Source organism: Vibrio sp. ArtGut-C1 (assembly GCF_002105475.1).
Lineage (GTDB): Bacteria > Pseudomonadota > Gammaproteobacteria > Enterobacterales > Vibrionaceae > Vibrio > Vibrio diabolicus.
The window spans coordinates 27,025-39,641 of the sequence record NZ_NCTH01000020.1 but is presented as its reverse complement, the minus strand read 5'-3'; the positions used below and the strand labels follow the sequence as shown (position 1 = coordinate 39,641).

Below are 12,617 nucleotides of genomic sequence, written 5' to 3'. Positions count from 1 at the left end.
GGGTTAATATGGGATACGGTCTAATTGATATTGGTCGAAATAACGTGAGAAGTTCGCTTGATACTTATAGAAATCTTTCTAACCAAGAGCAACAGCGCAAACAAGTGAACGAGCAGCTTAAACAGCAATACAAGCAAGGTATTGCGTCAGGTATCGGTACTGGTGCAACTCTAGGTGCAACAATTGGTAGTGTTGTACCTGTCGTTGGTACTGTTGCTGGTGGTGCAATTGGTGCCGTTCTTGGTGGTCTAGCTGCGTCGTTTTTTTAGAGGTTTTTTTCATGGCAAACGTTATTGGTAGTTTTAATGAAGGCGTTCGAGTTGGTGCAGGATTAATTGACCTACACAACCGCCAGCAAGATCGTGAGTTGTGGAGACAGGAGCACAACGAAGACCGAGAACGAAAGAAAATCTTGCAACAGCGAGAAGATATTCGTTGGCAGCAAGGGCTTGAAGATCGAGAACAACAAAAGTTACAGCGTAAAGATGATCTAGATTGGCAAGCCAAAAGCCGAAAACAACAAGAAAAGCAGTGGGCGCAAGCAGAGCTTACATTTAAGCAGCAACAGGAAGAATATAACCATAAGAAAACACTTATGGAACGCCAAGAAGGTTTTCAAACAATCTTCCTTCCAGCGATTGATAAGGCGATTGCCAGCGGCGATTTTTCCTTAATGGAGACGCCGGAGTTTGCAGATTATGTAGCTAAAAACCCTCAATTTGATGTGAACAACATTCTTGGTAGTGATGCTGGCAAGGCTTTAGGTGAGGCGGCGACTTTGTTCAACAAAATGGCACAAGGTGAAATGCCAGCAGAAAATGACCCAATGTTGATCAATGCAGTGGAAACATTGATGCCTGAAATCACCAAGGCAAAAGGTTTACCTACGATCTACACGGATAAGGATGGTAAGCAACATCAAATAGTTGAGAGAAAAGTTTCGGCAGTTCGAATCACTCTAGGCGGTGGGGCAGTTATTGAGCAAGATCTAACTCTTGATAATGGCAAAACTGTCACAGTTCCGGTTACTCAAAACCGAACAAGCAAGCCAGATGACAATATCTTAGTTGTGCCATTGTCGGAGTTTAGTAACCGAATGAAAACCATGATTGATACTCGTCAGCATTTGAACCGTGAAGAGTTGAACAACTGGCGTCAACTTCAAACAGGTCGATCTCTGAACTTCGATGAAAATGGCAATGTTGTATATGGTGGTCGTTCAGGCCGTTCTAGTCGCTCAGGCTCTAGTGGTTCATCTTCTTCAATGGCTCAATTGGCGAAGCAACAGCTATCTGAACAAAACGGAATTAATAGCAAGTATGATGAACAGATTGCCAAACTTGACCGCAATATGTTCGATAAGGAACAAGATTATCAGGCCGAAATTGATCGCTTGAATCGAGAAAGGGAGAAGGCACTAGAGCGTCATACGATGATGTATTTGCCACTAACAGGTTATGATCCTCAATACTTAACCAAGGAACAAGCGCAAAGTATGGCAAGAAAACGAGCGCAAGCGTTTGTTGAGTCATATCCTGATTATGAGTTCCAAGCGGGCAGCAAAGCGCAACTTCAGTCTTATCTAATGGAAAACCCAGCCGCGACGCCTGATCAGGTAAATAAGGCTATTCAAGAGATGATTAAAAGTAAAGATATCATCAAGAAAAAGCCATCTAATGAAACGCTGATAAGCGAGTCTCAAGAGTTCACCAATGGCGAGAAGAAGGCCGCCGGACAGACAGAAGGTGAACCGTCAAATCAAGGCGAGTTAGAGGCTTTACGAGAGGAAATCCTAAACTCTGATGGAACTTATCAAGAAAAGCTTGCAGCAATTAAGGCAGCGAACTTGAGTCCTGAAGAACAACAACAGGCAATGGATTGGCTTAACTATAGTGGCTTTTATAGCGCAGCCGATAAGCTAACAAGTAACGCCAGAGATAACTTAAAAACTCAGGCTCAACGAGTAGAAGAGCAGCGTAAAAATGCGCCACCAGCCGCACGCTACATGGCATTAGGTTTGGCTAATCGTTAATTCATCGAACGTAAACAAAAATCCCCAATCGGTGCGGTTGGGGTTATACTTCCCCTGTCTATTTCCTATGCAGAATAAGAGGGGATACCGATGGATTTCAGAGAGGCGATGCGTCTAGTTGAGGAAAGGGAACGCAATCAAAACACATCAACGTTTGGTGACGTTGTTGATATGGCTCAACAAGGCGCTTTGCAAACTTTGGCTGGTGCTGCGAATTTCGTTGGTGCAGAAAAGGCAGCAAGTTCATTAGAGAATTGGGCTAATGAGCAATACGAAACCTTATCGCCTGAAATGCGCGAAGCCATGGCGAAAAATATCATCAATGATGATATGAGCTTTGGCGAAGGTGCTAAAGATTGGCGTACATGGTTAGGCACAGCATCTAATGTGCTTGGTGGTATGGCTGTAACCATGTTGCCAGCAGGTGCAGCAGGTAAAGCAGCGTCAATGGCAGGTCGAAGCGCTGCGGTGTCCCAAGGTGCCAATGTCGGTACTAACGCACTTCTAAACTTGGCGGCTGGTAACGGTGGTCAAGCCTTAAATGTTCAACGAGAAATCGAGAACATTCCTTATCACGAATTAATGGATTCTCCACAGTTCAAGCGTTATGTGGCCGAAGAAGCGGATAAGAATATCTCTGATGAAGAGGCGCTAAACAACGCTCGTACTCGATTGGCCCAAGAGGTTGGAGATTCGATTAAAACCGACATTACTCTAGGCATGGTCAACCTGATCGGTGAAACGGTAGGTGATCAGGCAATGGTTAAACTGCTAAAAGGTAGTTTAGGCAAAACAATCAAAGGTGCTATTGGTAAAGGTGTACTTGCTGAAGGTGGCACCGAGGCCGTACAAGGTGGCGTTGAACAATACCGCTCTAACGTTCATACCAACGAAAAGATGGACGTTGAAGGCGACAACTCCGAAGGCGTTGGCGCGGCTGCGCTTGAGTCTGGTTTAGTCGGTGGTTTGATCGGTGGTGGTTTTGGTGCGCCTAGTGGTGTGGCTGGTCGTTACCGTCGTCGTAACTTTGAAAGCAAGATTGAACAAGCGATCAATCCAGAAGTGATTTCGCAATTGCGCTCGGTTGGTAAAACAGATCAAGAGATTGAGGCTCTTCTAAGACCGAAGATTGAGAACCGCGCTCTTTCTATGGGCTTTGATGCTAACGAATCTACGGCTTTAGCACATCAAGCGTTAGGTGCTGCAATGGGTAAAGTGCCACCAGCAGCAGAGCGTCACGCAACGGAAGATCAAGCGGAAGCACAACAAAGTGTTGAGCCACAACAGCCGGAACCAGTACAGCCACAGCAAGCGCAACCACAACAACCAATTTCTGAAGCTGCAAAACAGCAAGAGCAAGCGCCTGTTAATCTGTTCTCTTCAGACAATCATGCCGATCTAATCCGTGACGGCCAGCAAGCTGTCAGCGCAATCAAAACTTGGGAAAAACAAGACCGAGGCAATGATTATGCGAAGCAATTGCGTCAAGACATGAGCCGTTACTTGGCAACTCTTAATACAGATCTATCCATTGAAGAACGTCAAGCGGCGCAGCGTTCAATGAATTCAATTTACAATGAGTTCTTGAGTGTTATTGGACAGAAACAAAAATCACCAGTTGATAATGAAGTTGCTCAAGCAGAAATGTTTGATCCTGAAACTGGCGAAGTAATGGCAGATTCAGAGCTATACCATTCTCAAGATGCTCAACGAGATAAGTTTGAATTGAGCCAATCAATTCAACGTGGTGAGCTTGGTTTTGTCGATGAAATTGCAGCGCAAGACGAAAACTTTAAACAAGGCTTGCAACGCGCCATGGAAATCTCGCCAGCAGCAGTGCTTCAGATTGCAAAAGCGCGTCGTGACGGAAGCATAAGCCAAGAGCAAGCGATCAGCGCTTTGCAGCGTGTCATTAACTCCGACGAGCTAAAACAAGTCGATCAGTTACGCCCAACTGATGAAGAGAGTTTTCTGCGTGATCAGCAAGCTCAAGAGCGCAATGCTCAACAGCAACTAGAGAATCGCGGCATTCGCACCAATGGCTATCAACCAAACGTTGAGGAAACGCCAGAGTTTCAACGCAATCAGGCGCGTGTTCTTCAAGGTATGAGACAACAAGCTCAAACCAACTCGTTTGCTGGTGGACATCAACCAAACGGTGAGCGTGACGTTACTCCGTTAGCAACGGGTATCGAGAATCAACGAGTTTATGACGCACCACAAGTTGAGTTTGATCGATGGTCTGACGTTAATCCTAAAGACGTTAATCGTGATGAGCGATTCACCAAGCTAGCGAATGAATATGACCTAAATCCTGTAGAAACAGAGCAGGAGCGTTATCGTGCGCCTTATACAGTTGCTCAAGAGCCTATTTCCGCATCAATCCAAGAGGTCGAACAGCGCCAACCTAATCGCAATGCTCGTATTCAAAAGAAATTTGATAAGCGCGAGTCTCAAGAGGCTGAGTCATACAGTGAAGAGTTGCCACAGACTGGCGACGAGTATGTTTACCAATCTGGTGAAGCTGCAAAACGTTCAGAACTTGGCCGTCAACTTGGTAAAGCTCAAGCTAAAGTCGCAATCAAAGGCCGTCAGAAAGTTAACCGTGAACAACGCATCAAGAACATCTTGGAAGGCAAGGGTACAAAAGATGATCTGAACTGGTTGGACAAAGAAGTAAACGCTCAAGCTGATAGAAAAAAAGCCAAGAAACCTACCCTTAAAATAGGTCAAGGTATTGATGGAGTGGACGTTAAGCGCAGCGGTAATACCACAACGTTGACGCCTAAAGTCGAAAAGTGGAACGCAACTATTGGCGAGAGATCGGTTTACGTCACTCAAGATAAAGAGCTTAAACAGGTACAAATCCGACTAGCGGAACAAGAGGAACCGGTTACTACTTTTGACTATGGCAAAGGTAGCGATATGCGCTTGATGGATGCTATTGGAAAAGCTAATCAAGCAGCGGATAAATATGTAAGCCTTATTGTAAAAAGCAATGAATCTTACCTTCAGAGCGAAGCAGAAAAAGCCCAAAGCAAAGGTGTTGTTGACCAATCACTTTTAGTCGAAGAACGCGAAAAGACAGCGAAAGCCGTTGATATTTGGCCTAGTGTTGAGCAACGCCTTGATCGCGGTCAAATGCCTACGCCTGAACAAATGAATGTTTTGCAAGATGCTGCGGAATATATCAATTCAGCAGGCAAGATTTACTTTACTGGCAAGCTAGGTGATTTGCTCCGCTTTGGTGACGTTCTGAAAACTCGCTTATCAAGATATGACGCACTACTTAGTGATGAAGAGCTGGAAGGTTTGGATCGCGAGATTTCCGACGCTAAGAAGGCATACCAAGCAAGTGACAGTGACCTTTCTCGCCAACGCGCTACCGCTCGTTTAGGTCGTCTAAACAAAATTAAAGACGGCAAAGGCACTACTGAGGATCTTAAATGGTTACGTTCAGAGCTTGAGTCTGAGCGTCGAGGCATTACCACTCCAGAGAAAGCTAAAGACGTAAATCAGACAATTGCAAAAGAACGCTTTGCTAAAGCAAAAACAGGTAAGGCAGATAACCCACGTTATCAAGCGTACTTAGATACTTTGGAAGCGGAAGAGCTTGAAGCTATCAATAGCAATGCTGGCTATATGTCTTGGATCACTCATCGTATTGCGGAGTTCCGAGACGAAAACGGAATTAAAAAGGGTGCCGATCTAACTTCTTCACAGCATAAAGAGTTTGATAAGTATCTGCGTGATTATGCTGATCGCCACTTATCTGAACGAGTGAAGTCAGAGCGCGACTCTACGGCGAAAAAAGCTGAGAACAAACCTACACAATTAAAAGCGATTCCGGCCACAATCAGCCGTAAAGCTAAGGGCAAACTCTCTAAAATCTCGACAGCTCAAAAGAAAGTTGAAGCAGCTCAAGAGAACTTAGATGAAGTTGAAATGCAACATTCTACGGATCGTAGTGGTGTTGATATGGCTCATCCACGAGTTAAAGCAGCACAAAGCCGACTAAGAACAGCAGAAAAAGCCGAACAAGATGCTTACAACGAGCTTGGTGAAGTCTGGAAAGAGTACCGAGCGAAAGGCGGTAACGAAGCGGTTTGGGATAAGTTTATCAACGAAAACCAAGGCCACCTAGACGCCAACTCTTGGGAAGATTTGAACCTAGATTTTGGTGAAGATACGAATTCCGATGTGGAAATTCCAGAGATTCCGGCCAAGGTTCCTCCATTTAAAGATTTGTCTAATCCAACCGTTGAAGAGCTGGATGCGCTAATCAACTACAAACAAGCTGAGATCGCTCACTACAAAGCTCGTATTGCTAATGGTGAGAACGGCGAAGCCATGCGCCTACTAATCAATAGACTAGAAGGTGATATTGCCAAATTAGAAGAGCGCAAAACCAATACAAAAGCAGATAAGCAAGAGCCTTCGCTCATTGATACTCTTCAAGCTGTATCAGATAAGTACGCAGAAAACCCGACTTATCGCGTCAAGAGCTACGAGTTAGAACCAGCTTGGAAAGCAGTATCTAAAGCAATGGAAGAAGCTGGCGCGGATACGCACGACTTGTATTCATTCAGCAATTGGATCACTAGCCAATATCAATCAGATCGCCAAAAAGCAATCGACTTGGCAAAAAGCTATCTGAGTGACGACAAGCCAGAGCCAACGCCACCAAAAGGAAGCAAACTAAAATCTAGCAAGGCCACCAGCAACGAAACTGATGCGTCTAAAGCTAAAAAAGGCCGTTCTCGCCCAAGTGGAGCGCGTGAATATCTAAAAGCTATCAACGCGCTTCAAAGTGGCGAGTACACCAAGGAAGAGGCAATTGAGCTGATCGATAACTACATTGATGATGTTCCGGCTTTAGAGGAAGAATTTAGCCAATTCACGAAGCCAGCTATCGGCAATTTCTTTGCTCAAATGGGCCAATGGATTGATACAAGCTTGCGTAAAGACGATCTAGTTAAGCGAGCGGTTAAAGATATCGGCAACCAGTTTGCTGCTATTCAGTCTGATGGTGGAATGTTTGTGGTTAAATCACCTTCAGCTATGCGCAACATTCTTTCTGAAATGAGTGATGCTGACTACAACAAGCTTGCTGAGAAACGAAAAAAACAAGCAATCGAGCGTGAGCAGGAAGCCGAGCGCAAGAAAAAGGCTCTTGATAATCCTCAAACACTTGATGATTTCCAAGCCTACGCACGAGCTAACGGCGGCACTATTGATGCTTTCAATGACCAGCAGCTAGCCGAGTTTGACCGTCTATACACTGAAAATCAGTTAAGCAAACTAGCAGAGCAAGAAAAGCGCGAACTAGAGCGAAAAGCTGAAGTTAAGGCCGTTGAAACTGACGGGACTATCGAGTTGAGCAAGGTCGATGTTCTCAACGAAGCTAAAGGTGAACAACGCTATGGCGCTGCGTTTAGCGAAGTTGATAGCGATACTTTCAACGATATGAGAGCCAAGGCGAAACAGCTAGGCGGTTGGTACGCACGAGCTTACAAACCTAAAAACTTGCCAGCTCGTTTTGACTTTAAATCTGAACAAGCGCGTGATGATTTCCTATCTGTAATGGGCGGCTTGAACGTTGATCAAAGCGAACGAGTTAAACAACGCGATCAAGAGAAAACGAAGTCGAAAAAAGAGAAGCAAGTTGAAGCTCTACGCGAAAAAGCGGCATCACTACAGGCGAAAGCTGATGAGTCAAACAACGCACAGCGTTTGACTAATACTTCTCGTCGCGCAGCCATGGCAGCAAGCGCAGCGGCACGAGCAGATAAGCAAGAGGCGCAAGCTAATATCTTGCGTAAGATTGCCGATGGCGTTGAATCTGGCGAGTTCCTACTGCTAGGCAACTTGACTGATATCAGCCAGCTTGAAGAACTAACAAGCGTTATGAACCGTGTTAAATGGGATATGCCTGAAGATGTTCGAGAAAAACTAGCGTATCGAGATCAGCAAGGCAACTGGCATTTAAAACCAGAAACTAAGTTTAATCAGGTTGCTCGTTACGTTCGTTTTCCAGCGCCGAAGAGTACGCCAGCGTCACTTGAATACATTGCGCGAGAAATCGAAAACCTAGACGGTTACAAGATGACGGCTAAATCTATTCGAGCAAACATTAAAGGCTTGAAGGAGCACGAGAGCGTTAACTTGAATGGTGCGCGTTGGGATAAAGTTATTCCTAAATTGCGCCAGCTAGCGCGTAGCAAATCAAACACTGTTTACCGTGTCGAGCACATCAACGAGTTATTCAAGTCGCAAGATCGCTTAATTCGCATGGGTATTAAAGGCGATATCACGTTGCGCCAAGCCTTGCGTGAATATGAGCAAGCGAACAACGGAAAAATGTCAACGCAGAAAGAAAAAACACGCCTACAAAAACTCACAGAGAAGATTGAGGAAACTGTACGCGGTAACCGTAATGCGTTTAATGACTTCTTCCCAACTCCTGAAGCAGAAGTGAAAAAGCTCATTGATTTAGCCGATATTAAACCAGGTATGAAAGTGCTAGAGCCAAGTGCTGGTATGGGTCACATTGCCGATCAAATTGCAGCTCTAAATGGCGTAGATCTTGATGTTGGTGAACTTGCTTTCACTCTAAGCGAATTACTTGAAGAGAAGGGGCACAACGTTGTTGCTGGTGATTTCTTGGAATATAACGCTGGTGAAATCTATGACCGCATTGTTATGAATCCTCCATTTAGTAACGATGCAGATATTCACCACATCAACCATGCGCTAACGATGCTAAAAGATGGCGGTAAGTTGGTTGCTATCACTAGCTCAATGGCTGGTAATCGTGGTAACACAACAAATAAAAACTTCCGTCGTTACCTAGATGAAGTTGGTGCAGAAGAGATCAACCTAGACGCTGGCGCATTCAAGGACAGCTTGAACCCTACGAACGTAGCAACAAAGATTATTGTCATTGAAAAACCAGCGAACGATCAGTACGACGATATTCGTTTCAGCAAGGCCAGCGAAGTCAACAAAAAGCCTTCCACCAGCCTATCGCCTGAAAAGGTTACTCAAGCCGCTCTAGATTGGATTAACCAATACGACGGTTTGAAAGGTGCGAATGTAATGGTTGTGCCAACTATGGCCGATCTGCATGAACTGGTTGAAACTGAATCCAATGCGATTGTTAAAGGCGCATGGTTGTCCGGTGATAACCGTGTTGTGCTGGTGGCAGAAAACTTGGAAAACGTTGCTGACGTTCGCCGCACTTTGCGCCATGAGTTTATTGCTCACAATGGCCTATACGCAAACCTAGACGTTGCTCAACAAGCGCAGTTAACCAAGAAGGTCAACAGCCTACGAAACGTTAACTCTTTGAAAGGCATCTTTGCCGAGGTTGATAAATCATATCGAACCGCACCGGAATACGTAAAAGCGGAAGAGGTGATCGCTAAGATTGCAGAAACAGAGTCTAGCGTTTCTCAACGAATCTTAGACAAAGTGTTGTCTTGGGTGCTTGGTGCATTGCGTCGTTCTGGCATTTTGAGTGCAGAGAAAATGACGCTTTCCGAAGTGCGCAACATGATCAACAACGTGGATAGCGACCTTCGAAAACCTAACGGAATGACCACGCTTTCTAACGTTGTGCGCTTTAGCCAAACAATCTCAAGCATGGATGAGGATTTGGCGCAGCAAGGCGATCCAATTGTGAGCATTGCTGATGCGTTGGCAGCGAAGAATGAGAGTTTCTACAAGCAAATGCTTGGCAAGATCAACGTTCCATTTATTAGCAAGCAGTTTGATGCGCTTAAAAATGGTGGTTGGGCGTTGTTAAACCTACGCCAAATGGCTGAAGTAGGTAGAAAACGAGTAAGCCGTGAGGTTGGCAACATTCTTGAGTCGTATGTAAACAACAAAGATTTATTTACTACACGCAAAACAGACTTGATTGAGAAAGTTCACAAACAAGCTGATGCCTTGAATAAGTTCCGTAAGGATAAGCCACAAGACGCCGAAGCTACCTTTAGTTTGTTGCACGATGCGACGTTGGCCGATGTTGACCCGTCAAAAGAGTATGTTGACCAAACTGATGAGAAGAAAGCGCTACTCAAAACACTAGCGAAGCTTTACCAAGAGTACGGCGGTTCGCAAACTAAGCGCGGTTCCGAAATTTGGCAAGAACGCCAAGCGCTAGAGCGAGAGATTAAGAACGAGCCGAAACTAAGACTTAAACACAAGGCATTACGCGAGAAGTTCCTACAGCTTTCGCCAGATGCTCAAAAAGTCTTTACCGATGTGCGCGATCACTACATTAGTCAACGCGAGGAAATGGATAAGGCGCTAGAAGAGCGCATTACTGATCTTGCCATGGCTGGTAACAAACGAGCAGGTGAGAACACTTACCATCGTTACATGATGGAAAAATCACGCCTTGGTTTCTATGTTCCGTTGGCGCGTTTTGGTAACTACTGGATCGATGCCGTTGACCCAAGCGGTGAGCGTGTATTCCAAATGTATGAGACTGAAAACGCCATGATGAAAGACGTTAAAAAGCTTCAGGCGGCTGGCTACAAGGTTCAGGATGATAAGAATGCGAACTTAGAAGTTGGACAAGTGCGCTTTGGTCTAAAAATCCAAGAGAGTCGCGGCCTAAATGGTGCTAGCGCGTCATTCGTGAGCGATATTATTAAGGCGATCTCAGGTGCGCAAACTAACGACAAGGTGAAAGATCAGTTAACTGATGAAATCTACCAAATGTATTTGCAAACCATGCCTGATCGTTCAATTCGTAAATCATTCATTCACCGTAAAGGTGTGGCTGGTTATTCAGAAGATGCGGCTCGTGTTCTAGCAGATCAGGGTGTTCGCCAAGCGAACCAACAAGCGCGACTAGAAACAGAGAAGCGCTTCACTGATCTAATGGAAGAGTTGAAGATTGCCACGGATAAGAGCAATAACGTTTCGGCGTCACGCTTGTATAACGAAATGGTTAAGCGTCACGAATGGATGATGAACCCACAACGCGCACAATGGGCGCAAGCGCTAACTGGTTTTGGGTTCTTCTGGCAAATCGGTATTTCACCAGCGTCAGCGATGATCAACTTATCCCAAAACTGGCAGATTGCTTTGCCTTACATTGGCTCACGTTTTGGCTTTAAGGAAACAGCGGCGGAAATGGCAAGTCTATCGGGCCTATTTGCTAAGACGTTCGTTGCTAAAAAATCAAAAGCTGGCTTGCGTGGTGATATGGACATGACCAACGGTATTTTGGGCGACGTACTTAACCAAGAAGAGAGAGAGGCGTTACGCCACGCGATCAAAATTGGTGCTATCGACGTAACTCAAATGGCCGACTTAACAGGTATGGCAGAGCAAGAGTCGTCAAACTATACGGGTAAATGGGCGAAAGCACAGCAACTAATCGGTGCGCCTTTCCATTGGGCCGAAGTAATGAACCGTGAGGTTTGTTTTATCACTGCTTACCGTATGGCGAAGAAGAACGGACTAAGCAAACAAGAGTCACTTGATTACGCAACTAAAGCGACTTGGGATAGTCACTTTGACTATTCGAGCCGTAACCGCGCTCGATTCATGCAGGGTGACGTTGCGGCGGTAGCATTGCAGTTCAAGCAGTACAGCCAAAACATGACTTACTACTTGTTTAGCCGTTTCTTTGATTCAATTAAGGGCGAAACGCCAGAGGTGAGAAAGGAAGCGCGTAAGCAGTTGCTTGGCACATTTGCCGTTACGTTTGCCATTGGCGGTCTAAACGCTCTACCAGTCGCTACAATCGCGGCAATTGCTAATATGGCCTATGCAGTGGCAGGTGATGACAATGAGCCTTGGGATGCAGAGACAGAGCTAAAATCGCTACTTGCTAAGACGTTCGGTGAAGATATTGCGAAAGGCTTGTACTACGGTTCAATGCCTAGCGTTTCAAGCCGAATCAACATTGATTTGCTTCGCCTTTGGGTACAAGAATCAGACGCACAAGATAGCGTTGGTGTTGCTGAAAACATTCTTCAACAGGCGGCAGGTGCATCATTTGGTATTGCTGTATCTTGGGCGCGTGGTTTGGACTACATGACAGAAGGCCAGTATTTGCGCGGCGTAGAATACATGACTCCAAAATGGATTAAGGACGTGTTTAGAACTGCGCGATACGCTTCAGAAGGTGGCACTGTCACAAACCGAAATGGTGAAATTATCATTGATGATGTGACATTGTTTGAACATGCTCAACAAGCGCTTGGTTTTACTCCGGCTCGACTTGTTCAGCAGTACGACTCAAACAGCGCATTGAAAGGTTACGAACGTCAAGTTACTCGCCGTCGTCAAAGCTTAATGAATGCTTACTGGCTGGCGGTACGCACTAAGGACAATGATGGACGTAAAAGCGTGATTAACAATATCCGTGAGTTCAACCGCTCGGAATGGGGCCGACAAAACCCGATCACCAACGAAGTTTTAAGCCGTTCGGTGAAGCAACATTTCAAAATGGCGAGTAAATCACAGAATGGTGCGCACTATAATCAAAAATATATGAAGTTGCTGCAAGAGCAACAGAGTTGGTAGCATTAATGGAGTGCTTAGAAAAGAAGTATGGAGAGAT

The 12,617-nt window shown here is 45.3% G+C and carries 3 protein-coding genes; all 3 read left to right on the top strand.

The genetic code is table 11. The features are described from left to right. Nucleotides 1-8: 8 nt before the first annotated feature. The 3 genes from B7360_RS16355 to B7360_RS16345 all read left to right on the top strand — a co-directional run bounded on the left by B7360_RS16355 (nt 9) and on the right by B7360_RS16345 (nt 12,580). Nucleotides 9-269 (top strand): hypothetical protein, encoded by a 261-nt coding sequence (locus B7360_RS16355; protein ID WP_085344012.1) that lies wholly within the window; start codon nt 9-11, stop codon nt 267-269. Nucleotides 270-280: 11 nt separating this feature from the next. Further along, a complete protein-coding gene (locus tag B7360_RS16350) occupies nt 281-2,032 on the top strand; it encodes a hypothetical protein (RefSeq protein ID WP_085344011.1) in 1,752 nt (583 codons plus the stop codon). 90 nt (nt 2,033-2,122) lie between these two features. Beyond that, the gene (locus B7360_RS16345; RefSeq protein WP_085344010.1) at nt 2,123-12,580 is read left to right on the top strand and encodes a PLxRFG domain-containing protein; all 10,458 of its coding nucleotides are present in this window, start codon (nt 2,123-2,125) and stop codon (nt 12,578-12,580) included. The last annotated feature ends 37 nt before the right edge of the window (nt 12,581-12,617 follow it).

Bases quoted from the DNA above. Each gene is read 5' to 3' on its own strand.
- B7360_RS16355 (WP_085344012.1), top strand. From the start codon at position 9: ATGGGATACGGTCTAATTGATATTGGTCGAAATAACGTGAGAAGTTCG.
- B7360_RS16350 (WP_085344011.1), top strand. From the start codon at position 281: ATGGCAAACGTTATTGGTAGTTTTAATGAAGGCGTTCGAGTTGGTGCA.
- B7360_RS16345 (WP_085344010.1), top strand. From the start codon at position 2,123: ATGGATTTCAGAGAGGCGATGCGTCTAGTTGAGGAAAGGGAACGCAAT.